This window comes from Labilibaculum sp. DW002, assembly GCF_029029525.1.
GTDB classification, from domain to species: domain Bacteria; phylum Bacteroidota; class Bacteroidia; order Bacteroidales; family Marinifilaceae; genus Paralabilibaculum; species Paralabilibaculum antarcticum.
The window spans coordinates 524,079-548,136 of sequence record NZ_JAKJSC010000001.1; the positions used below are offsets into that span (position 1 = coordinate 524,079).

17 protein-coding genes are annotated in these 24,058 nt (G+C 34.7%); 8 read left to right on the forward strand and 9 right to left on the reverse strand.

The window, feature by feature from the left end:
* Window positions 1-50: 50 nt before the first annotated feature.
* From L3049_RS02055 to L3049_RS02065, 3 genes are all read right to left on the reverse strand, one after another.
* The gene (locus L3049_RS02055) at window positions 51-1,646 is read right to left on the reverse strand and encodes a RagB/SusD family nutrient uptake outer membrane protein (protein ID WP_275108114.1); all 1,596 of its coding nucleotides are present in this window, start codon (window positions 1,644-1,646) and stop codon (window positions 51-53) included.
* A gap of 32 nt (window positions 1,647-1,678) precedes the next feature.
* The gene (locus L3049_RS02060; RefSeq protein WP_275108115.1) at window positions 1,679-4,747 is read right to left on the reverse strand and encodes a SusC/RagA family TonB-linked outer membrane protein; all 3,069 of its coding nucleotides are present in this window, start codon (window positions 4,745-4,747) and stop codon (window positions 1,679-1,681) included.
* A gap of 318 nt (window positions 4,748-5,065) precedes the next feature.
* Window positions 5,066-9,217 carry a hybrid sensor histidine kinase/response regulator gene (locus L3049_RS02065; protein ID WP_275108116.1) on the reverse strand — a complete coding sequence of 1,384 codons (4,152 nt, stop codon included), beginning with the start codon at window positions 9,215-9,217 and terminating at the stop codon, window positions 5,066-5,068.
* Window positions 9,218-9,635: 418 nt separating this feature from the next.
* Between L3049_RS02065 and L3049_RS02070 the strand changes: the two genes are divergently transcribed.
* Both L3049_RS02070 and L3049_RS02075 read left to right on the forward strand, forming a co-directional pair.
* Complete coding sequence (locus L3049_RS02070; protein WP_275108117.1) at window positions 9,636-12,098, forward strand: DUF294 nucleotidyltransferase-like domain-containing protein; 2,463 nt, start codon at window positions 9,636-9,638, stop codon at window positions 12,096-12,098.
* 20 nt (window positions 12,099-12,118) lie between these two features.
* Complete coding sequence (locus L3049_RS02075) at window positions 12,119-12,508, forward strand: FKBP-type peptidyl-prolyl cis-trans isomerase (protein ID WP_275108118.1); 390 nt, start codon at window positions 12,119-12,121, stop codon at window positions 12,506-12,508.
* Between the two features lie 345 nt (window positions 12,509-12,853).
* Here L3049_RS02075 and L3049_RS02080 read toward each other — a convergent pair whose 3' ends face one another.
* Complete coding sequence (locus L3049_RS02080) at window positions 12,854-13,369, reverse strand: hypothetical protein (RefSeq protein ID WP_275108119.1); 516 nt, start codon at window positions 13,367-13,369, stop codon at window positions 12,854-12,856.
* A 306-nt stretch (window positions 13,370-13,675) separates the two neighbouring features.
* Between L3049_RS02080 and L3049_RS02085 the strand changes: the two genes are divergently transcribed.
* Both L3049_RS02085 and L3049_RS02090 read left to right on the forward strand, forming a co-directional pair.
* Window positions 13,676-14,200 carry a PP-loop family protein gene (locus L3049_RS02085; protein WP_275108120.1) on the forward strand — a complete coding sequence of 175 codons (525 nt, stop codon included), beginning with the start codon at window positions 13,676-13,678 and terminating at the stop codon, window positions 14,198-14,200.
* A 43-nt stretch (window positions 14,201-14,243) separates the two neighbouring features.
* The gene (locus tag L3049_RS02090; protein ID WP_275108121.1) at window positions 14,244-14,459 is read left to right on the forward strand and encodes a hypothetical protein; all 216 of its coding nucleotides are present in this window, start codon (window positions 14,244-14,246) and stop codon (window positions 14,457-14,459) included.
* Window positions 14,460-14,565: 106 nt separating this feature from the next.
* On the opposite strand, the gene L3049_RS02095 is transcribed toward L3049_RS02090, so the two are convergent.
* The 3 genes from L3049_RS02095 to L3049_RS02105 form a co-directional block, all read right to left on the reverse strand.
* Window positions 14,566-15,024, reverse strand: coding sequence for an RNA methyltransferase (locus tag L3049_RS02095; protein WP_275108122.1), 459 nt, complete (start codon window positions 15,022-15,024; stop codon window positions 14,566-14,568).
* Window positions 15,025-15,134: 110 nt separating this feature from the next.
* The gene (locus L3049_RS02100) at window positions 15,135-15,431 is read right to left on the reverse strand and encodes a hypothetical protein (RefSeq protein WP_275108123.1); all 297 of its coding nucleotides are present in this window, start codon (window positions 15,429-15,431) and stop codon (window positions 15,135-15,137) included.
* A gap of 82 nt (window positions 15,432-15,513) precedes the next feature.
* Window positions 15,514-15,915, reverse strand: coding sequence for a hypothetical protein (locus tag L3049_RS02105; protein WP_275108124.1), 402 nt, complete (start codon window positions 15,913-15,915; stop codon window positions 15,514-15,516).
* A 236-nt stretch (window positions 15,916-16,151) separates the two neighbouring features.
* Here L3049_RS02105 and L3049_RS02110 point away from each other — a divergent pair, with 236 nt between their 5' ends.
* A complete protein-coding gene (locus L3049_RS02110; RefSeq protein WP_275108125.1) occupies window positions 16,152-17,189 on the forward strand; it encodes a quinone-dependent dihydroorotate dehydrogenase in 1,038 nt (345 codons plus the stop codon).
* 151 nt (window positions 17,190-17,340) lie between these two features.
* Here the strand turns inward: L3049_RS02110 and L3049_RS02115 are convergent, their stop codons facing one another.
* Both L3049_RS02115 and dinB read right to left on the reverse strand, forming a co-directional pair.
* On the reverse strand, window positions 17,341-20,286 hold the full coding sequence (locus L3049_RS02115) for a DNA polymerase III subunit alpha (protein ID WP_275108126.1): 2,946 nt from the start codon (window positions 20,284-20,286) through the stop codon (window positions 17,341-17,343).
* A gap of 151 nt (window positions 20,287-20,437) precedes the next feature.
* Window positions 20,438-21,652, reverse strand: a complete 1,215-nt coding sequence (dinB, locus tag L3049_RS02120; protein WP_275108127.1) for a DNA polymerase IV — start codon at window positions 21,650-21,652, stop codon at window positions 20,438-20,440.
* Window positions 21,653-21,725: 73 nt separating this feature from the next.
* Between dinB and L3049_RS02125 the strand changes: the two genes are divergently transcribed.
* The 3 genes from L3049_RS02125 to L3049_RS02135 all read left to right on the forward strand — a co-directional run bounded on the left by L3049_RS02125 (window position 21,726) and on the right by L3049_RS02135 (window position 24,040).
* Window positions 21,726-22,436 carry an XRE family transcriptional regulator gene (locus tag L3049_RS02125; protein WP_275108128.1) on the forward strand — a complete coding sequence of 237 codons (711 nt, stop codon included), beginning with the start codon at window positions 21,726-21,728 and terminating at the stop codon, window positions 22,434-22,436.
* Window positions 22,437-22,541: 105 nt separating this feature from the next.
* The gene (locus tag L3049_RS02130) at window positions 22,542-23,177 is read left to right on the forward strand and encodes a flavodoxin family protein (protein WP_275108129.1); all 636 of its coding nucleotides are present in this window, start codon (window positions 22,542-22,544) and stop codon (window positions 23,175-23,177) included.
* A gap of 32 nt (window positions 23,178-23,209) precedes the next feature.
* Window positions 23,210-24,040, forward strand: coding sequence for a nitroreductase family protein (locus L3049_RS02135; RefSeq protein ID WP_275108130.1), 831 nt, complete (start codon window positions 23,210-23,212; stop codon window positions 24,038-24,040).
* The last annotated feature ends 18 nt before the right edge of the window (window positions 24,041-24,058 follow it).

A 24,058-nucleotide genomic window follows, 5' to 3' on the forward strand; every position in this document is an offset into this window, starting at 1 on the left:
GAATACAACTGTTACTTAAGCTTTATTCTTGTTCAGTTACATTTTCTATATTAATGTGGCAATGCTTCGCTTGGATATTCAGTTAAAGTATTTCCAGAATTACCTTGCTCTGTAAGTCCAATAGGCATATAAATATGCTTGCTCCAATCAACACCAGAATAAATAGCTCCCATTACGCTTGGAGCTCTTCCACTTCTCACTAAATCGTACCATCTATCGCCTTCTCCTGCTAATTCAACCCGTCTTTCATACCAAAGTACATCAAGAGTTGTTGAAAATCTAGAAGGATATGTAGCAATTAATTCATCTACACCATCAAAAGTAGTAGAACCACCGTAAACGTGATTCTTTCGAACTTCATTGATAAGCATTTTTGCTTTTGCTTCATTTACTGTTCCTCTTAGATTACATTCTGCCAACATCAAATAAACATCAGACAAGCGTATAATACGCTCACTACCCGGACGATTAAGAGCTAAACCTCCTACATAATCATAAGCTTTCCATAATGAATATTTCTTTTGTGCATATCCTTCAAAATCCAACTGATTATATTGACCAATTGCCCATTCAACATGATCTTCAGCAGGCTTATCAGCATTATAATCAGTCACTAATTCATCGTAAGTCCAAGCAACAGCAGTTTTTCTAGCAATATCATCAGCTAAATAATAATCCATCAAATCACTTTGAGGAAGTAAAAATCCCCATCCGCCATCTATTTGATCATTTCCTGGATATCCTCGAGGGCCACAAAACTGTGCCCAGAAGTTTCCTTCTGTTGTTTCATCTACATTACTCCAATTGCTTTTACCACCTTTTGTTGTGCGTTGAATTTCGAAAATAGACTCAGAGTTATTTTCAGCATTAGCTGCAAATAATAGTGTATAATCAGTAAAAAGAGAATAGTTTGGATTATCAATAACTTTCTGCAGATAAGTTGCAGCTTCATCAAAAGTTGCTTTATCATCATTATTCCAGTCTGCTTTATAAAGTAAAACCTTACCCAATAATGCTTGAGCTGCAGCTTGAGTAATACGACCAAGATTAGCAGCATCATGCTTAACTTCTAACATCGGAATAGCAGCTTTCAAATCGCTAATGATCAAATCATTCACCACAGTACGATCTTCTCTTACAAATTCCTGGCCTTCAGGAAAAAGAGTTTCTGTAATTACCGGACATGGTCCATAAGTTCTTAAAATATCAAAATGATACCAAGCTCTTAAAAATTTTGCTTCTGCTTTATAAATATCAGCAACAGTACTCTCAAACTCTGAATTGATTACCAAGTTAGCACGATAAATACCCGTATAATTTTTTTTCCAGATACCATCTGAAGCGGAATTCACTGAATTATTTGTGTATGTCTCCAGTGCCTGCACATCCGGCTGATCACCTTCTCCACCTCCACCAGTTTTCATATTATCAGAACGAATTTCGCTAAAAGGAACACATGAAGCAGCTATCCCTCCCCATTGCAATGGATCATAAGCTGCTATAAGAGCTGCAAACATCTGTGCATCTGTTTGGTAGAACTTATCCTCTGTGGATTTGTTCACAGGATCTGTATCCAGGAATGAATCAGAACATGAAGCCGCCACTATTAAGACCGCAAGAATGAATATATATTTTATTTTTTTCATAAGTTTAAATTTATTTTTAATCATATTAAATATTAGAAACCTACGTTAAGACCAAACCTGATTGTTCTAGCCTGTGGATACATAGAATAATCTAAACCTGTATTTAGGATATTTCCTTCCATAGCACCTACTTCAGGATCAAACATTGGATATTTTGTAAAAACAGCAACATTATCGGCAGCAGTATAGATTCTTACTCTTGATAAATTCACAGCCTTAGTCCATCTTTCAGGTAAAGTATAACCTAATTCAATAGTACCAATCTTAAAAAATGAAGCATCTCTAACATGGAATTCAGAAGCTTTTCTTACGTTATCATTAGCATCTGTAATGCTTAATCTTGGCACGCCATTGTTATCTCCAGCTTGTTGCCATCTATCCAACCAAAATGATGGTAAATTAGCACGTCCGTAAGCTTCATCTCTATATTGTGCCATCCAAATATCAACATCTGCTTTACCGTGCATCATCATACTAAAATCTAGACCATTCCATTTCGCATTAATAGTCATCCCATAAGTCCATTTAGGCCATGGGTTTCCAATATCAGTTCTATCATCTGGTGTAATTTCTCCATCTCCATTAGTATCATGCCATTTAAAATCACCAGGCTGTGCATTTGGATACATTGCACTGTTGATATCTGCTTGATTCTGGAAAATTCCATCAATCTTATATCCGTAGAAATAACCAATCGCTTTTCCTTCTTCCATACGGGTAACATTAGTTGATCCTTTCCAATATCCACCTTCCTCGTAACCATTATCATTACCAACTTTAGTAACTTCATTTTTCAAATAAGAAGCATTAGCATTTACTGCAAAATCAACTTCCCCAACTTTAAAGTTGTATCCGATTTGGAATTCAAGGCCAGAGTTTTTAATCTCACCTGCATTGTAATATGGTGCTGAATTACCTCTAACTGCCTCAACAGTACGTTTAAATAATAAATCTTGAGTCGTTTTAGTATAATAATCCATACTAACTCTTAATTTGCCATTGTAAAAAACCATATCGGCACCAATATTTAATTGCTCACTTGTTTCCCATCTAACATTAGGATTTACTAAGTTGGATGGAGATGAACCTGTAATTACGGATCCATTACCAAGTGTGTAATTTCGATCATTAGCAATTGTTGAAGTGTAAGAAAATGGACTAATTGCCTCATTTCCATTCTGCCCCCAACTCGCACGAAACTTTAACTTATCAAAATTCTCAATATTCCAAAAATCTTCGTTTGAAACATTCCAACCAAAACTAACTCCTGGAAAAACAGCATACCTATCCTTTGGTCCGAAATTAGAACTACCATCTCGACGCATAACAAACTCAGCCATATATTTTTCCTGATAGTTATAACTTAATCTACCAAAATAGGAAGAAATAGTATGGACAGGATTTGCTTCACCATAATTGGTAGCACCTTCAATATTACCTGAATTAAGCCACCAAAAATTATCATTAGTATCCGCTTCTGCAGGATATCCAACTCTTGAGCCACCTAATCTTTCATAAGTATTTTGAGAAGCAGATGTACCTACTAAGGCAGTAATGTGATGATCTCCTATCTTTTTTGTGTAAGTTAAAGTATTCTCCCATTGCCAAAAAGTAGATCTATCTGAGTTTTGAGTCACCTTATTAACATCCGAATAATTAGATACATTATGATAATATATTGGACTAAAACTTCTACTACGACCATTATTGAAGTTTGCAGCAAGATCTGTTTTCAAAACAAAATCTTTTAAGAAAGTAATTTTTGCATAAGTGTTTCCATATATTCTCTCACTGCGATTAAATCCATTTCCTGTAACATCCATAAATGACATTGGGTTCCACATTCTTGTAAATGGAACACCTGTTGTACCATAACCTTTTTCATCTGCAGCAACATATCCATCTCCGTAAACAGGAGTTGTTGGATCCATTAGTAATCCATAATAAACTGGATTGTAACCATTAGTACCAGTTCCAATAGCACCTTTATCAATATGTGTGAAATTAATATTAGCACCAATGCTTACGTTTTCGTTGATATCTAGATTTGCATTCATCCTAGCATTGTAGCGCTTAAAGAAAGATTTTTCAAAATCCCCTCCAATAATACCATCTTGGTTACGATAACCCAGAGATAGCAATACGCTTCCTTTTTCGCTACCCATAGTTGCAGTAACATTGTGCTCCTGAACCGGTGCACTAGAGGCAATAACACCTAACCAATCCGTATCAATTCCCATGTTTTGAGTTGGCATTGCATCTGGGTATGCTGTACCATCGTTTGCATAATATTCCTTCATTAACATTAAATACTCATCAGTATTTAATAAGTCAGGCTGATTAAAAGCAGACTGCACGCCATAAAATCCATCATAAGTAAGAGTAGTCTCTCCTTTTTTTCCTTTTTTAGTAGTAATTAAAATTACCCCATTTGCAGCTCTAGCACCATAAATTGCAGCAGATGTTGCATCTTTTAATACTTGCAAAGATTCAATATCATTCGGATTTACCGAATTCATATCGTCCATTGGCAAACCATCAATAACATACAATGGATTTGAGTTACCATTTGTTCCAACTCCTCTAATCGTTATTTTTGGGCTTGAACCTGGTTGTCCAGAAGATTGCGATACAACAACACCGGCAGCTCGTCCTGTAAAAGCTTGATTTATATCAGCTGGTCTCGATTGTAAAATGTCTTTAGAATCTAAACTACTAATAGAACCTGTAACAACGCTACGCTTTTTTACACCATAACCAACTGCAACGACTTCATCAAGTCCAATTGAACTCTCTTCTAACTGAATGTCAATCACTTTTTTACCATTTACAAGAACTACTTGATCCTCATATCCTATAAATGAGAATACCAATGTGCCATCAGCTGGTACATTAATTAAATATTCTCCAGATATCTGTGTAATTGTACCGTTAGTAGTACCTTTTTCCACAACATTTACCCCTGGTAAAGGTAATCCGTCACTATCTATAACAGTACCGCTAATTGACACATTTTGGGCAAAAGCCGAAACCCCTAATGCTAAAAAAGCTACTATTGTTATGAGCAACTTTTTGCTTAAACAATTTAATGTTCTTTTCATAAATTAAAATTTTATTTGATTCACGAACAAATATAGTTGAGCAGCTCTGCTATGGGAGGGGGTGTTTTTTTACGAACTTAGGGTATACATACTTAAGGCTATTTTTTGTTTCAGAAAACGTTTCCGAAAACCACCTTTTCCTTAGTCACAAAACATTTTAAATTAGGGGGTGTTTTTTTACAAACCAAGGGGGTTGGCTATTTCAAATCACAGTTATTTATGAAGATAATTTGAACTTAAATAGTCTAATTAACAAAGGAACCATGATTAAATATTATGGTTCCTTTACGAATTACTATACAAATATATTGACAATACTCAAACCTCACTTTTTTGCTTTGCATATTCCGACGGATTCAACTTGAATTCCTTCTTAAAGCAAGAACGAAAGTATTTTAAATCTGAAAACCCAACTTCATATGTTACATCTGCAACCGTGTATCTACCTGTTTTTAGTAATTGAGAAGCACGCTTAAGTCGAACATTGCGGATAAACGTACTTGCAGTTTGTCCAGTTAGAGATTTCAATTTTTTATTAATATTTACTTGTGGCATACCATACAAAGTAGCAAGTTGCTCAACAGTAAATTCATAATTTGAAATATTATCCTCGATAATAGCCAACAACTTACTTAGAAAACGCTCATCGGCAGATGTTGTTGTTACTTCTGAAGGAATAATCTCTATGGCTTTCTTAAATCTTTGTTTTAGTTCACTTCTATTTTTTAGAACTGCAGCTATTTGTGCTTCGAGAATATATAAGTCAAATGGCTTAGAAACGTATGCATCTGCACCACACTGAAAGCCTTTTACTGAATCTTCTGTAGATGTTTTCGCAGTAAGTAAGATAATTGGTATATGACTTATTTGTTCATTTGTTTTAACCTCCTGACACAATTCAAAACCATCTTTTACTGGCATTGAAACATCACTAACTATAATATCAATTTCATTTTTTTCAACTAATCCTAATGCTTCTACTCCATTTTGAGCTTGATATATATTATAGTACTCACTAAAATTATCAGCTAAAAACTCCAGTAGTTCAACATTATCTTCAACAATTAGAAGAGTCTTTTTATTAGCCTTAGGTTCAGAATCCTTTTCAGGGCTAGCAAGTTCTCGTTGAATCATTTCAAACTGTGCATTCTCTTTAATTAAAGGTTCACTAATACGATGCTGTTCCTTGGTAATATCAGAAGAATCATAGTGTTCTTTTCCTCTTTGCAACTCTAATTCAAAACAACTTCCCAATCCCTCAGCACTTTCAAAACGAAGTTCTCCACCATGCAATTCAGCTAATCCTTTGGAATAAGACAAGCCAATCCCTGTTCCATTGTAAGAAGGCTGCACTAACTTCGTTCCCTGATAAAATCGTTCGAAAATATGCTCTTGCATTTGCTTTGGAATACCCATTCCATTATCCTTTACCTTAATTGTTAATCTATCTTCATCTATTACCAAAGCAAGTTCAATGTGACCTCCATCCTTGGTAAATTTAAACGCATTAGAAAGCAAGTTGAACACAATTTTCTCAATCTTATCAGTATCAACCCAAACATTCAATTCCTCCTCATTAACTACTAAGTTGAACTGAATATTTTTATTGGAAGCCATTTCTTGAAACGAAGAATAAATATCTTTCAAGAGCTTTATTATATTCACAAGCCTTACTGATAACTTCATTTTATCCTGTTCCATTTTCCTAAAATCCATCAATTGATTTATTAGGCGAAGCATAATAGACGAATTACGTTCTATAGCTAAACACTTACTTTTGGCCCTAGCCGATAGTTCTACTTCATTTCGAAGTAATTTTTGAACCGATCCAATAATCAAAGATAAAGGGGTTCTAAACTCATGTGAGATATTAGTGAAAAATCTAAATTTCATTTGATTTAATTCTTCAATTTTCTCTTTTTCGAAGTGTTCCATAATAAGATCATTCTTCTGCTTACTTCGAATTAAAGAGTATCGTTGAAAAAACCATAACATAACCATGAATAGTAAGACATAAACAAAAAGGGCGAAATTACTTTGCCACCATGGTGGTATTACTATTATTTCCAACTGTTTAGATTCTCTACACCAAACACCATCATTGTTTGATGCGTATAGTTTGAACACATATTTACCAGGATCAAGACTAGTATATTTTGCGAATCGCTCATCGGATCCCTTTACAATCCAATCATTATCAAAACCTTCCAGCATGTATTTATACTTGTTTTTTTGGGGTGCTGAGAAATGTAAGGCGGAAAAATAAATTGCAAAACTATTTTCCGAAGCATTAAGTCGAATACTATTTGTTTGATTAATTACCTCACTTAACAGAATTCTACTACCAACTTGGTTACCAACTTTTACAGATTTGTTTAATACTTGCAAATCAGTGAAAGCAACTTTGGGAGGTAACTTATCTTCACTAATTTGTTCTGGATAAAAAGTATTGAATCCATTAACACCTCCAAAAATCATCATTCCATCGCTTAATTTGCAGCAAGCTAATTCTCCAAACTCATTATCTTGCAAACCATCACTAATGTCATAATTCATGATCTCATTAGTTTCAGGATTAAAACGTGTTAAGCCCTTATTCGATGAAATCCATAAACAGCCATTTTTATCTTCTAAAATTCCTTTAATCACATCATTTGGAAAACCATTTGATGTATCATATGTCGTAAATGTAATGGAATCAATATTTTCATTGTAATTTATTTTATTGAGCCCTCCTCCCATAGTACCAGCCCATATATCGCCATTTTCAGCTTGAAAAAGTGGTAATATATAGTCATTACTTAAGGATGTAGTATCTCCTGAAATATTTTTAAAAACCTTAAAATTTGGATTCTTTTTATTGATTTCGTTTGCAGCAAGGAAATTTAGACCAGCGTCAGTTCCAACCCAAACATTCCCTTGCTTATCTTGCAATAAACTTCGAACAATATTTGAAGATATATTGCCCACTTCCCCCTTTGCCCGATAATTTATTAGGTGACTCTCCTTCCCTTCTCTTGTATATCTAAACAAACCTATTCTACCATATGTACCTATCCATATATTGCCATCATGATCTTTAAGCATTGTAAAAACCGAAGCTTTAAAGCCTGGAATCTGATCATCTTCAATAGAATAATGCTTGCCATTAATGTCAAATCTAACCAATACCTGAGGGAAGGCGGCTCCTGCCCAAATTTCATTTTGACCATTTGCCTTTTTAGTCTCTAAAACTGAATAAAATCGATTCTCAATCCGATAACCATCATTAAAGTAATTCTTGAAACCAGATACAAAGTTTCTATTTTGAGAAGCAGGCAAATAATCAAGACCTCCACCCTCTGTTCCAAACCAAATATTTTGCTTGCTATCTTCAAAAACAGCTCTAATTTTATTAGATGACAAACCTCCCGGCATACCTGTAGTCTTGTAATGGCTGATTTTTTTTCTTTTGGGATTGTATTTATTTAGACCTCCTCCACAAGTTCCTATCCAAGTAATACCAGCAGAGTCTCCATAAATACACATGATTAGATTACTGTTTAAATCAAATTTGGAAATTCCTTTTGTTAATCGTTTCGTTAACTCAAATTCTTGTTTTTGAAAATTGCAAGTATAAATTAAGAGCTCAAGGTGACCCGCGACATAAAGATTTTGATGTTCATCTAAATAAATTGAGGTGGTAGGATTATCATTTATTTGAACAACTTTATTCTCCCTGTCATTATTGAAATTTTCTTGTAAAAAGAATAACCCTTCTCCTGTACCGATAATAAAACCATTATCAACAGGTACAATGCTTCTTATATTATAACCATCAAATTCCTTAACCTTTATGGTTTTCATATGGTTTTCTTCTTCTTTACAAATAACCAAGCCCTTATAAAAACCTAACCACTTTCTGCCTTGTGCATCCTCTGTAACTACATTACAACCCCTTGAAACTAAAGGTGTGTTAGCTACAGTAATTAAATTAGTGGTTTCATAACTTCCATCTACTTCAGATATAATTGTAACACCTTTATCTGTGGCTACCCAAACTTTACCATTATCCATACATTCAATATCCAAAACCCTATTATCTGCTAATTTAATTGGGTTCTGTGCTGTATTTTTAATTTGAGTAAAAAGTTCCTTACCTACATCAAAAACACAAACTCCTTCGTTCGATGTTCCAATCCATAACTTTCCACTCTTATCCTCTTTTACCTTATAAATCAAGTTACTTGATAAACCTTCACCTGGCTTATTCTTTTTATCAATGCGAAAAGTACGAAATGAATAGCCATCGTATCGGTTTAATCCATCATTAGTTCCAATCCACAAAAAACCATTATGATCTTGAAAAATACAGTTTACATCGTTTTGTGACAAGCCATTTTGTGTGGTAATTTTATCAAAAATATACTCTTGGGCATTAACTATGCTTACATGTAAAAACACTAGAATTATTAAGGAAAGTTTTTTCATAGTTTTAGTAGATATTTGGTACTGCATATTACAAAAAACAAACGATTACGGATAGGAATTTTAATGTGATAATAGGGGGTAAAATTCATTAAACTAAGGGATAAACTTATTAATTATAACAAATACATATAAACTTTATAAATGAGCATAAATTTATTCCATAATAGTTGCAGTGTCTGGAGTATTAATAAAATATCTATAAGACTTAATTTTTGCTTTGATAACAAATTTCATCTCAACAAGAAAACGAACGAGATATACCATAAGTAATTTATAAATTGACCTTATGAGTGTAAAAAACAAAGAACTTATTCTAATAAGAAAAAAACGAATTAATTATTTTTATTAAGTTTAAGATTCAATTTTATTAGAACTTAGTATCTTCCACTTTCAATTAATAACAATAGAATAAAATGGTATGATGGATCGAAAAGCAAGTAAGTTTATTTATAGTATCGTAGCTCCTACCATATTGGCCATCACCATGTTTATTGTGTCATTCTATCTCATTATTATTCCTTCCTTTGAACGGAGCATAATGGATCGTAAGAAGGAAATGATACTGGAGCTTACCAATACTGCATGGAGTGTTCTTGCAGAATACAATGATGAGTACAAAAAAGGATCATTATCTCTTACAGAAGCGCAGAAAAGAGCAGCCGAACAAGTGGGTAAAATGAGGTATGGCAATGAACAGAAGGATTATTTCTGGATTATTACAATAAGTCCAAAAATGATCATGCACCCGTACCGTCCCGATTTAAATGGAAGTGATTTGTCTAACTTCTCCGATAATCATGAAAATAAACTATTTGTTGATGCAGCTCAATTGGTAAATGAAAAAGGAGAAGGAAATATAGAGTATTACTGGCAGTGGAAAGATGATGCCTCTAAAGTTGTACCCAAACTATCTTATGTGAAAGGATTTCAAGAATGGAATTGGGTTATTGGTACTGGAATTTATTTACAAGATGTAGCATTAGAAATTAAGCAGCTAAAAAAGCATTTACTGCAAGTGTCTTTCATAATTGTACTGCTCATTGTAATGATATTGTTTTACGTACTGCGACAAAGCAAAACAATAGAAGAAAAACGAATTAAGGCCGAGGAAAAATTAAAATTGTCCATCCAAAAATACAAAAGCCTAGTTGATGCTTCAACAGAAGGAACTTTGATGCTAATAAACGAGAAAGTAGTATTTGCAAACAATCGTTTCATTAGCCTTTTAAATAATGAAGAGAAAGAAATAATAGGTTTGGACTTCTCTAGTTTGTTTGAAATAAGTTGGAATGATTTACTTTCTAAAATCGATAATCCAAAAAGCACCTCTACTTTTGAAACCAAACTAATCGAAGCTAAAGCTGGCTTGCAAAATGTGGTTGTTTCTCTTAGTCAAATTACACATTCAGGCGAAATTGGCTATATTCTAGTTGTTAGAAACGTAACAGAACAAAAACGCTTGCGTTTAGATGCTCAAAAACTCTCTGATGACATACAACTATCTTTGCAATTAATGAATCAACCAGTTCTTAATCTTGTTAATAAAAATATAAGCTGTCGTTTAAACGATAAAGTAAAGGATGCGGCCAAAACAATGACAGACAAACGATCTAAATTAATTTGTGTTACAGAAAATGAAGATATTGTAGGCGTTGTTACCGATACGGATTTACGAAGCAGAGCTCTTGCTCTTGAAGAATCTGAGAACATGCCCATTTACAATGTTATGACTTCTCCTGTAAAAAAAATAAATCAGGATGCCCTTTTATACGAAGCACTTTTACTATTTAAACAAGAGAATATATCGCATTTATTGATTGAGAACAATTACAAGCAAATAATTGGCAATATAAATCATCAGCAATGTCTTGAAATGCAACGAAATTCTCTTACCTATTTAATACAAGAAATAAATGAATGCTTTGTAATTAAAGATTTAAAGCGGATTTATAACACAGTACCAATCCTTATACAAGCTGTATTTACAAGTACAGATAATATTAACAGCATATCAAGAATTATTACGTCTATAGCCGATGCTATAAACATGAGAGTTATTGAATTGGCTATAAAGGAGGTTGGAGAAGCTCCTTGCGATTTTGCTTTTGTTGCCATGGGAAGTGAAGGTCGTGGAGAACAAACACTTAAGACAGATCAAGATAATGCGATTATCTTTAAAGATCAAAATGATAGCAATAAGGAATATTTCTTACGCTTATCGGAAATTGTTAATGAAAATCTTCATGAAATTGGTTATTCCAGGTGTAAAGGAGATTTAATGGCAGGAAATCCAGAATGGTGCAATTCTTTATCTATTTGGAAAGATTATTTTTCAAATTGGATTGACAATCCAGATACTCCTAATGTTTTGGATAGTTCTATCTTTTTCGATTTGCGATTAGTCTACGGCAGTAACACGCTTGTTACCCAACTATTTGATCATATATATACGATTTCAAAAGACAATCTTACCTTTTTTAATCAATTGGCAAAACCAATTATTAAAAGAAAGCCAGTTTTTGAAAAGAAACAAGTTGATTTAAAGAAATTCCTATTGCCAATCATTGGATATTTAAGAATTAATGCTCTTTATCATTCGGTACAAGAAACAAACAGTCTTTTGCGCCTAAATAAGTTAATGGCACTTGGCGTGATATCTGAAAAAATGGGTGAAGAAATTGAGAACATGTACAATTTTTTAATGCATTTACGTATTAAATGGCAGGTTGATTTACTTTTAGATAACGATCTGCCTGATAATACGATAATGCTAAAGAACTTAACAGATCTTGATAAGAACACCTTAAAACAAATTATTAGTGAGATTTCTAAACTTCAGGATGATTTACAAAAATCATTTAAGACTTCGGAAAATCAGTAATGTGAACAAAAACTTTATAAATGACAAAATCCAATTTCAAAAATACAAACGAAGAAGAAATCAAAGCCTATATTGCTAAAAATAAGCTTGACGCAAAAAAAAGTGACACTGGTTTATATTACGTAATAGCTAATGAAGGTGAAGGAGCTCGCCCTACTTGCGATTCGAATATAACGATTAGTTATATTGGCTATTTAACCAACGGCACTATTTTCGATCAAAGTGAAAGCTTGGAGATTAATCTATCTGTTGTTATTGAGGGCTGGAAAGAAGGAATTCAATATTTTAAAGAAGGTGGTGAGGGAATTTTAATCATTCCTTCTCATTTGGCCTATGGTAAAACCGACTATGGATCAATTCCTGGAGGTTCGGTTCTTATTTTTGATATTCTCTTGACTAAGGTATTTTAGATTTACAATAGGCTTTAACAGTACGAAGTTTTAGCGTCTCGTTCTTCTTCGACACGTTACCAATTCGTAATTAAAAAAATCAGTAATAATAAGGGGAATATAACAATTAAGCCTAACCAAGCGTTACCCGGATGTTTGCATGTATGAGGATACGAAGGCTTTTCTGTTCCCTTGATTATACTTCGCGCTACTTGAAACAGATATCGCAAAGCACCTCCTAACAGACAAAAAAATGCTAAATGCATGTTAACTTATTTAATAAAACCTGATAAGTTGTAATACTTATCAGGTTTAAATATCGTAAAAGCCAATTAGACGGCTTGGTAATTAATGTTAAGACAAAAATTAGATGCGTTTCATCATACCTTCAATTTCTCTAATTTGAGCCGTTAATGCTTTGTGTTTATCTAGCTTTTTACACTCTTGTAAATGGTACTTAGCCAACTTCTTGTTACGTTTCGAAAGACAAATCCCAGATAAATTCAGTCGAGCTACAGCCTGATCGGTTGATACTCGTAGTCCTATTTCTAAGGCTTTTTTAAAGTTCTTCTCCCCTTGCGAAGTTCGATTACTCTGTGCATCAACTAAACCTGACAAATAGTAATAGTAAGCTTCTTGCCCTTTTATCATATTTTCAGGATGCTTTATTTTAGATAGTATTCTTTCTGCTTTTGCAAACTTATTTTTCCTCACAAAATAAAAAGCAATTAGATTCTTTTCATTTTTGAAATGAAATAAAACAAAAATTCCGGAAACCAAAACTGCTAATACTCCATAGCCAATTATGGCCTGAACAAAAAGAAGGATGGATCCTAAAAATAGAATTCCTGCAATTATCAAGCGCACATATTTTCTTATCATGATACTGATTTTTAATTTAACGCTACAAAACAAAGCATTTTTTCATATAAAGCAAGCATTTAGGGCCTGTCTTTTTTCTCGTTTCGTTAAATAAGGTTCCAAATTCGCGCTATATCACTCAGTAAGCGCATCATGCATTTAATAAATACTTTTTGGCACACTCACAGTCTAAATTCACTATTTTTTTGTCCTAGCATATATTATTGCACAAGATTATTCTAACTGATTTTAAATTGTTAGAAAAATCGTGAGTAAGAGAAGATTCTTCTACTTTTGGCATTTTAAAGGAAAAAGAAAATTGATAAATTGAAAAAGCCTAAAACAGAAGAAGAGAAGAAAGAAGCTTATTTTCTTAGAAAAGTAGCTAAGCGAATGGGAAAAGCTATAAGTGATTTTGACTTGATTGAAGAAGGTGATCGCATTATGGTTGGGGTATCAGGAGGAAAGGATTCTTTGGCCTTGCTTGAATTGTTGGCATTAAGACGCAAATACAAAAAGCAAAATTTTGAGGTGATTGCTGTTCATATCAATGTATTAGAATTACCATACGAGGTTGATCGCGATTTTTTAAATGAATTTTGTGAACGCTTGGATGTACAAATAGTTTATCGAGATATAAATGTTGATTTTGACCGTCCAAGCAAAAAGCCTGCATGTTTTCGCTGTTCGTGGCATAGGAGAACAACGCTTTTCAAAATGACTGACGAGTTTAAATGCAACAAACTTGCTCTAGGTCATCATATGGACGATGCTATTGAAACACTTCTAATGAATATGATGTATCAAGGAGCAGTGTGTAGTATGCCTGCAAAATTGAGTATGTTCCGGTAATATTGTTTTAATTCGACCGCTGATACTCTTAAAGGATGCTGAGATGCGTGAATATAGTCGAATCAGGCAGTTTGTTCTAGAAAAGGAGGCATGTCCACATGAAGATGTAACTAAACGAAAGGAAACTGCAGGCCTTGTTGAGCGCGTTGCTGGTGATGATTCTCGTATAAGAACCAACCTGTTTCGTTCTATGAGTAATGTGCAGACGGAATATTTACCTATAATTCCTGAAAAAAAATCTAATTTTTTTAATCCTTGATATTTTTTGTTTTCAATAAGAGCAAATAGTTAATAATGCAATCCAAGAGCTTCGTATTCACTATCGATGGGAAGCTCTTGAAGAAAAAAAGGCATTGTTTTTCACCTTAAGAATATTTCATTTTTAAGTTTCTATCATACATGATAATACTTCCGGCTACTGAAACATTTACACTTAATCGTGTATCAAATTTCACCAAATGATGTGACTTCTCAATGGCATTTTTTGTTAAACCATTATCTTCGGCACCCAATAAATAAACACAACGTCGCGGATGTTGGAACTCCTCCAAAGCAACTGCTTTCTCATCCAATTCTACACCAACAAGAATAGCACCTTTAGGTAGGTGCTTATAGAAATCGTCAAAATTGTCGTAATGAAAATAAGGCATCGCGCCTACCGCCTTATGCGTATCGCAGGCTTGTTTAGCGTAGCGTTTCCCAACTGTAAATATAAAGCTGGCTCCCATATTCTGAGCTGAACGCCAAAGCACACCTAAATTCTCAGGTGTTTTCCCATTCTGAATACCAATTCCAAAAAAACCTTGTTCCAATGTATCTATCATTTCTATATTTTTTTGAAGGTGCAAATATAGATTATATATCTATTAAGCAAAAAAAAGACCTGACTGGTTTAATCCAATCAGGTCTAAATATATATTCAAAAATATTTTTACTACTCTCCTATTGCCTTTCGAAAAGAATTTGCTCTTTCTACGAAATCTTCAAACTCACCATATTCAATAAATCGGCTAACATGTCCTTCGCACTTTTTACAAACTCCTTTAATCAGAATGTCATTCATATCATTAAGAATGTTTTCTCTGACCTCAACTCCTTCACTGCACACATCTTTACAATGAACACAGTAAGTTCCTTCTTGAACTATAAAGCGATAGGCTTCCTTTTCTTCTTCATCTAAAAGAATATTTAACTGAAACTGGTTTAAATATATTTCTTTTAATTTATTCATAGTTTTTTAACCTATTTGTAATTTAATGAAAATGAGAACTTAAAATCTTAACTGCTAATTAAGCGTCGTATGCTTTTACACTTTAATTTTCCTTTAGCAGTTTTCTGCCAGTTTCAATATGATTATCCCAAAAGTAATAAAATTCTGAGATATGCTTGTTTCTAATTCGAATTATCTTCATCAACCACAAGCTAGATAGCGACAAAACCATGGCTAATAGTAAGACAAGATCAAAAAACACAGGATTCTCCGATGCTATTTTTTGAAGTGCTTTTAAACCAAAATAATTGCCAAAAAACTGACTAAGGCTTGCAAAATACGAACTCAACAATAGCATTATTGACCCAATAGTAGCACAGGCAAATACGATGCGGAAAAATGTATGTAAGACACGCATTTTAATAATCGTTGGACCACTTTTGTATATTTCAAAAAACTTACCTGTGGATGCTTTCATCCAACTTTCAAACTTATCCTTAATCATTTTATAAAATTTTCACCTCATTTTTTAAAAGCGAGTACGAAATTAGTAAAACAATCATAAAATAAAAACTTATGTTGATAAGTTTTTTGATAGAGCATTAGAAATTAGCAATATCAAAACAACTCGTGTTTATTTTGTAAATTCATATTTTAAATAAATACCCACAACCTTAAATAAAGACTAAAAACTCTTTTTATTATAATAATCCTATTATCTTTGTATAAAAATTAAGATAGATGAGTTTATATAAATTAGTCGTACGCCCTGTTCTTCTACAGTTCGATCCGGAAAGCATTCATAAGTTTACCTTTGGTTTTTTTAAGTTTTTTCAAAAATTTAAATTAATACGTGCAATTGTATCAGCTCAGTTTAGAATTAAACACCATTCCTTAGAAAGGCATCTTTTTGGCCTAAATTTTCCTAATCCTGTAGGATTGGCTGCAGGTTTAGATAAGAATGCCGAAGCATTCGATTTTCTGGGAAGTATGGGCTTTGGTTTTATCGAAATTGGTACCGTCACACCTAAAGCACAAGCAGGAAACCCTCTCCCACGTCTTTTTCGCTTCGTAAATGATAAAGCCTTAGTCAACCGAATGGGGTTTAATAACGAAGGTGTAGAAGAAGTTGTTCGGCGTTTACGCAAGAAGAGAACTCAGGTGCTTATAGGTGGAAACATTGGAAAAAATAAACTTACGCCAAACGAAGATGCTACGAGCGATTATATCAAATGTTTTGATGCCCTCTACCCTCTTGTTGACTACTTCGTCGTGAATGTAAGCTCTCCAAACACACCAAACTTAAGAGAGCTACAGGATAAAGAACCTTTAACTGAGCTTTTAAATCAAATCATGGATTTGAATAGAAGCAAAGAGAAAACTAAGCCGGTATTGTTAAAAATCGCTCCTGATGTAAGCGAATCGCAATTAGATGATATTATTGAAATTGTTCAGGAAACGAAAATTGATGGAATTGTCGCTACCAATACGACTATTTCAAGAGACGGATTATCTTATCCAGATCGTAAAGTGAAAGAAATTGGAGCTGGTGGTTTAAGTGGACAACCTTTGCGTGAACGATCAACTCAAGTAATTCGCTACATTCATAAAAAATCAAAAGGTAATATCCCAATTATTGGCGTTGGCGGCATTTTAACTAAGGAAGATGCAATTGAAAAATTGAATGCAGGAGCTTCACTTGTTCAAATTTACACTGGATTTATTTATGAAGGCCCTGCTTTGGTAAAAGCAATTAATAAAGAATTGATCCGAAAATAGGTACGCAAGAGTCTTAAAGGTCTTGAATGGTCGAAGAGTCTTAAAAGTCGAAAGGTCACTAATCATTACCCCTAAATCCCCTAAAGGGGACTTTCCCCTTCTTTATTTCAATTTTGGGATGAATTACTAATTCATCATTATTAATTTATAATTACTTAGTTACATCTTCTAAACTCAAGTTTGGCATTCGTTCCATTTTACTCACTTCTATACTTAAAAAACCATACTCTTCGGTCACTTTTCCTTCTATGCAATAGCAACCAGGCCCACGGAAAGGAAATTCTTTGGCTACAGGTGGAAAATGAACCGTATCCAACCAATGTCCATCCAAATCGATCCAAGTGCCAAAATACATGATTTTACCATTGCTTGCTTTCGTTGGCTTTCGATGAATTAGAAAGCCTACAATTCGAATGTAACGATTGATGAGTCGTGACAAATGGCAGACCTTTAAATCGGACGGCAATGCATCCTTAAGCAATTCAAAAGGTGATTGAATAGATAATCCTAGCAATTCAATTTCATCAAAAGCATCTTCTAATTTATGTTTCCAAAGCTCAGGCAATTTAAATTCTTTTACTTCAGTCTGAAATAAAGTTTTCTCTGGCTTGGTTTTCTTACTATGCCCTAAAAGATAATGAGCATCCCAAAGCAATTCCTTCTTATTCTTACCACAAAATCGAAATGCTCCAGCTCTAATTAAAATGATTAGCTGTTCCAAACTAATCGGAAATCGCGTAACAAAATTGCGTAAGCTGGTAAAAGCGCCATTCTCATTCCGCTCTACAATCAATCGCTTCCCTGTTCCTCGCTCTAAATCGCGCAACAAATAAAAACCTAACCAAATGGTTTTTCCATTAATGATATTCTCCCAAGCACTGTTGTTTACACAAGGCGCCTCCACCTCTGCTCCATGCATTACCGCATCGTGTAAATAAAGTTGTGCAGAATAAAAACCGCCTCCGTTATTTAAGGTGGCTACCATATACTCCAAAGGATAATAAGCTTTTAAATAAAGCGCCTGAAAACTCTCTACCGCATAACTTGCTGAGTGACCTTTGGCAAAGGCGTAATTGGCAAAACTCTCTATTTGCCGCCAAATATCCTGCACAATTGCATCGGCATAACCCTTTTCCTTGCAATTGGAAAAAAACTTATTCTTCACCTTAGCAAACTCATTTCGCTGCTTAAACTTCCAAGACATTCCTCTGCGCAAAACATCTGCTTCGTCTAGAGATAAACCGGCGAAATAATGTGCCACCTTAATCACATCTTCCTGATACACCATTACGCCGTAAGTTTCCTCCAAAATTCGATACAATTCGGGAATTTCCCGGCGAGCTTCTTCTCTCCTATTTTCATCCTGAAAGCGAAGGATGTATTCGCGCATCATACCGCTTTTTGCTACGCCAGGCCTAATGATAGAACTAGCAGCTACCAATCGCTTGTAATCTTCCGCTTTTAGCTTGGTTAAAAGCATTCGCATAGCAGGCGATTCCACATAAAAACAGCCAATGGCTTCTCCTTTTTTCAGCATGCGTTTTACGCGTACATTCTCCATAAACAACTTGGTGTTGTGAATATCGATATCAACACCATGATTATTTTTAATGATCGCAAGCGTATCCTTTATTTTTCCTAAACCTCGCTGACTTAAAATATCAAATTTATGCAAGCCCAAGTCTTCGGAAATATACATATCGAACTGCGTAGAAGGGAAACCTTTGGGCATGAGCTCGGTTGCCGAATAATTGCTTATTGGCTTATCGGATATTAAAACACCACTGGAATGAATACTGCCATGACTTGGAAAACCTGCAATGTACTTACTGTAGCGAATCACCCACTTGCCATACTCGTCGGCTTCCGCCGGATTTGGATTTCTTTGCAGACGACTTATTTCCTCATCGGGCAAACCAAAAACCTTACCTATTTCCCGAAAGGCTGATTTGTGATTAAACGTAATAAAAGTGCCCAATAAAGCCACGTGATCCCAGCCATATGTATCAAACAAATAACGGGTCACATCATCACGATCGGTCCATGAGAAATCGATATCAAAATCGGGAGGAGAAGTTCGAAAGGGATTGATGAAACGCTCAAAGTAAAGGTCTAAGTCAACAGGGTCAACATTTGTGATTCTTAGCAGGTAAGCAACCAAACTATTGGCTCCACTTCCTCGCCCAACATGATAGTATCCTTTACTCATAGCATACTTTACCATATCCCAATTAATCAGAAAGTAGGAACAAAAATTCAATTCTCGAATCACCTTTAATTCCTTATTTAGACGATCTAAAATCTCATCGGTTACCTGATCATATCGATACTTTAAGCCTTCAAAAGCCTTATCTTTCAACAGTTCAAAATCTTCCTCCTCCGAATTGGTAAAGCGCTTTTTGTTTTTGTTCGTACCAAATTCAAACTCCATGTTACAATTGACCAAGAGCTTTTCTGTGTTCTCAATTATCCGTGGATATTCTTGATAAATGGCCAACAATTCCTGTTTACTTCGGTATTGATTCTCAAAATCAGCTTGCTCATCTTTAGCTAGTTTGCTCAGTAAAGTATTTTTATCGATGGCACGCAATAATCGATGGATATTGTAGTCGCGTTTGTTACGGAAACTAGCTGTTTGTAAAATCACCAACTTATCTTGATGATTTTTCCATTCGGTAAATGGCAAACGCAATAAATCTTGTGGACTAACACCCATATATTCATGCTCTTTTAAATCTCTAAGTTTAGATGAAAAAGGGTAAACAACATAAGCGTGATCAAAGTTTGGAGCTTTTGCTTCAAACTCTTTTTTATCATGTAAATGTGGTGTTAAAAACTCATTGAGCTCCCGAAATCCATCTGCATTTTTTGCAATTGCCACATACTGCTGCTTTACCCCATTTCGAAAATCAACACCTACAACTGGTCGAATTCCAAATTCTTTGCTTCTTCTTACAAAATCGAGACTTGCCGCCGTGTTGTTGATATCCGTTAAGACAACAACCGAAAAGCCTCCTGAAGTAACTTCCTTTAAAAGCTCTTCGGTGGAAAGTGTTCCGTATTTAAAACTATAATAGGTATGGCAATTTAGAAGCATGATTCTGAAGTCTAAAAGGTCAAAAAGTCGAACAGTCGAACAATCAAATAGCTCAACCGAGACTCTGACAGGTCTTTCTATTCTAGCATTACGAGTAAATATTACGGTGCGCTGCACCTAACAATTTAATTTTGCGCTAACTGCTAACTGATCATTCTCTTCGGTGTGCAGGAATAATTGGAGCTTGTCCATTAAAAGGGTTCATGCCACCAATGTTTTTTGATCCCATAGCAATGGCTCTTTTTACTGCATTTTGCCCGTAACGATTTCGAACATGATCCATAGCTTGATACAATTTAATTAGCTTTTCGGAGTCTTCGAATAAACGAATTTGATAGGTTCCTCCAACCAAATTGCTAAAGCGAACTCCAATCAATCGAATGAGAACTCTGCGCTCATATACCTTATCAAATAAATCTAAAACAACTGCGATTAGCGTATGATCTAAAGATGTATAGGATATTCGCTTCTGTTTTGTGTAGGTCTGAAAATCGGAATACCGAATCTTAAGCGTCACACAAGCAGTTAGTTTGTTTCCTTTTCGCAGCTGATAAGAGAGATTTTCGGCCATAGCTACCAATAAACTACGCAATTTTACAATATCAGTAGTGTCTTTCTCAAAAGTTCGTTCGCTAGAGATGGATTTTCGCTCACTCCAAGCCACCACAGGTGTGTTATCTATTCCTTGTGCTTTCTTCCAAATTACAGCTCCGTTTTTGCCCAATACACGCTCCATTAATTCCATGGGCATTTCCTGTACTGTTCGTATCTTCTCCACACCCATGCTTCGAAGCTTGTGGTAAGTTTTATCACCTACCATAGGAATTTTCTTTATGGAAAGCGGTGCTAAAAAAGGCATCTCATTTCCCTCAGGAATTTCGATGTGATTATTGGGCTTGGCCTCTCCGGTTCCCACTTTCGAAACGGTTTTACTTGTAGATAATCCAAAAGAAATGGGCAAATGCGTTTCCTTCAGAATGGTTTCTCTTAATTCTTTAGACCACAAGTAACTGGTCTGCACAAAACGATCCATTCCCGTAATATCAATGTAAAACTCATCAATGGAGGATTTTTCGAAAATCGGTGAACGCTCCTTTACAATTTCTGTTACCATATTCGAAAACTTACTGTACGTTCCACTATCTCCTCTGATCACAACAGCATCTGGGCATAATAGCCGAGCCATTTTCATTGGCATGGCAGAATGAATGCCATAAACACGCGCTTCGTAACTACAAGCCGCCACAACCCCTCTATCCGACGTTCCTCCAATCAGCACTGGCCGATTGTTCAATCGACTGTCTAATAGTCGTTCACAAGACACAAAAAATGTGTCCAAATCCATATGTACTATTGTCTTTCTCACTAAATGTCGATAATTTCGTCAATAATCTGTCGATAATTTAGTCTTTATTTGTTATCTTTGAAAAAAAGAAGCTATGTTTTTTGCAGAAAATATCAAGTTCCTTCGCCAGCGAAGGAAGAAATCGCAGCTTAGTTTAGCTGATCAACTGAGCATTACACGAACCACTTTAGCAGGATACGAAAAGAGTGTTCAGCCTCCTTTTCATGTATTGATTAAATTCGCCGAATATTTCGGTGTTTCTATCGATGCCTTAGTCCGCTATAGGCTAAAAGAGCTATCTGAATTTCAGCTTTCGCAGATTGAAGATGGATTTGACATTGATGTGACAGGTAAAAAATTACGTTTGCTTACCATATCAGTAAACAAAGACGGAGAAGAAAACATAGAAATGGTTCCCCTAAAAGCACAAGCTGGCTATACCAACAGCTATGGGGATTTGGAATTTATTGGTTCATTGCCAAAATTCACGCTTCCCTTTCTACCAAAAGATAAAACCTACCGAACTTTCCAAATACAAGGCGATTCGATGTTACCAATACCTGAAGGTGCATGGGTAACTGCTTCCTTTATTCAAAACTGGGAACTAATTAAAGAGGGAACTCCTTGTATTATTGTAACCGAAGAAGATGGAATTGTATTTAAAGTTGTATATAAGCAATTGGAGAAAAATCAAACATTACTTCTGGTTTCCTCTAATCGGAACTACAAACCATATGAGCTCGCTATTGGAAAAGTAATTGAAATATGGAAATTTGAAACTTTTAATGGGTTTGAGATTGAATAAATATGGATTTTTAACATCTGCTTAAACAGGATTCTCTAAAATAGACCGTAATTTTGCAACGGTTTTAATTAAATCCGAAAAAAAACAAAACTCAAAATAAACAAAATGAAAGTAGTTGCATTTAACGGAAGTCCAAAAAAAGAAGGAAACACATATCATGCATTAAAATTGGTTTGTGAACAGTTGGAGGAAAAAGGAATTGAGACAGAAATCGTAAATGTTGGCATTAAAAATGTAAAAGCATGTACTGCCTGTAATATGTGTTTTAAAAATCGAGATGAAAAGTGTATCATCAAAAATGATGATGTGAATGAGTGGATACAGAAAATGAAAGAAGCAGATGGTATTATCCTTGGTACTCCTGTTCATTATGCATCATTAAGTGCCAGTTTTAAATCTTTCTTAGACAGAGCTTTTTATGTTGCTGGAGCAAATGGAAGTCTGTTACGTCACAAAGTTGGCGCTTCGGTTGTTGCTGTTCGTCGTTCAGGAGGTTTACCAGCTTTTAACGAATTAAACAACTACCTAACCTATTCGGAGATGATGATTCCTACTTCGAACTATTGGAATGTAATTCATGGCTTGATGCCTGGTCAGGTGGAAAAGGATGAAGAAGGGGTACAAATTATGAGAGTATTAGGTAAGAATATGGCTTATCTTCTTCAGCTTGTAGAAAACGGAAAAGATAAAGTTGAAGCTCCTGCAATCGAAAGAAAAGTAATGACCAACTTTGTTCGATAAGTACACTAATTCCAAATCAGAAAGAATTACTGATGTTAGATTTTAAAATAGAAGAAGAAAAGTGTATTGAATGTGCTTTGTGCGCTCAGGATTGTCCTGTTCGCATCATTAAAATGGATCCGAAGCCAATCATTCTTCCTAACAAAGAAAAGAACTGTTTGCAATGCCAACATTGTTTGGCCATTTGCCCAACCGGAGCTTTATCTATTTTAGGTAAAAAACCGGACGATAGTGTATTGGTTAAAGGCGAAATTCCAAAAGCGCAAACTTTAAGCCGATTAATAAAAACAAGACGTTCGATTCGAAAATACAAGCAGGAAGAAATTGAACCTGAATTGATTCAAGAATTAATGGATACTGCCTCTTATGCTCCTACAGGACATAACGACAATGCAGTTCTATTATCTTTAATTGATAACAAATCGGATTTAGAAAAGTTTCGAGAGCAAGTGTATGTTTCAATTAAAAAAGCCAAAGAAACTGGTTCTTTAGAGAAACAATACGAACACTTGTCTGTTTTTCAGAAAGTATGGGAATCGAGTAAAACGGATATCATTTTTAGAGATGCTCCACACTTGCTGATTGCCTCGGCTCCTTCGGTTGATTCTTCTCCTGAAGCAGATTGTTTAATTACTTTAAGCTATTTTGAATTATTGGCTAATACTCATGGCATTGGCACACTTTGGAATGGTTTGGTAAAATGGGCCATTAATGATATTGATCCAAATCTTAGAGTTTTAATCGGCATTCCCGAATCGCATACAATTGGTTATGTTTTACTATTTGGAAAACCTGATGTAAAATATACCCGAAGTATACAATCTGACGGTCTAAAAATTAATCGGATACAATTGGAAAAATAAATATCAACAATATTATAA

Coding starts and splice junctions, on each gene's coding strand:
- L3049_RS02055 (WP_275108114.1), bottom strand. CDS start 1,646: ATGAAAAAAATAAAATATATATTCATTCTTGCGGTCTTAATAGTGGCG.
- L3049_RS02060 (WP_275108115.1), bottom strand. CDS start 4,747: ATGAAAAGAACATTAAATTGTTTAAGCAAAAAGTTGCTCATAACAATA.
- L3049_RS02065 (WP_275108116.1), bottom strand. CDS start 9,217: ATGAAAAAACTTTCCTTAATAATTCTAGTGTTTTTACATGTAAGCATA.
- L3049_RS02070 (WP_275108117.1), top strand. CDS start 9,636: ATGATGGATCGAAAAGCAAGTAAGTTTATTTATAGTATCGTAGCTCCT.
- L3049_RS02075 (WP_275108118.1), top strand. CDS start 12,119: ATGACAAAATCCAATTTCAAAAATACAAACGAAGAAGAAATCAAAGCC.
- L3049_RS02080 (WP_275108119.1), bottom strand. CDS start 13,369: ATGATAAGAAAATATGTGCGCTTGATAATTGCAGGAATTCTATTTTTA.
- L3049_RS02090 (WP_275108121.1), top strand. CDS start 14,244: ATGCGTGAATATAGTCGAATCAGGCAGTTTGTTCTAGAAAAGGAGGCA.
- L3049_RS02095 (WP_275108122.1), bottom strand. CDS start 15,024: ATGATAGATACATTGGAACAAGGTTTTTTTGGAATTGGTATTCAGAAT.
- L3049_RS02100 (WP_275108123.1), bottom strand. CDS start 15,431: ATGAATAAATTAAAAGAAATATATTTAAACCAGTTTCAGTTAAATATT.
- L3049_RS02105 (WP_275108124.1), bottom strand. CDS start 15,915: ATGATTAAGGATAAGTTTGAAAGTTGGATGAAAGCATCCACAGGTAAG.
- L3049_RS02110 (WP_275108125.1), top strand. CDS start 16,152: ATGAGTTTATATAAATTAGTCGTACGCCCTGTTCTTCTACAGTTCGAT.
- L3049_RS02115 (WP_275108126.1), bottom strand. CDS start 20,286: ATGCTTCTAAATTGCCATACCTATTATAGTTTTAAATACGGAACACTT.
- L3049_RS02125 (WP_275108128.1), top strand. CDS start 21,726: ATGTTTTTTGCAGAAAATATCAAGTTCCTTCGCCAGCGAAGGAAGAAA.
- L3049_RS02130 (WP_275108129.1), top strand. CDS start 22,542: ATGAAAGTAGTTGCATTTAACGGAAGTCCAAAAAAAGAAGGAAACACA.
- L3049_RS02135 (WP_275108130.1), top strand. CDS start 23,210: ATGTTAGATTTTAAAATAGAAGAAGAAAAGTGTATTGAATGTGCTTTG.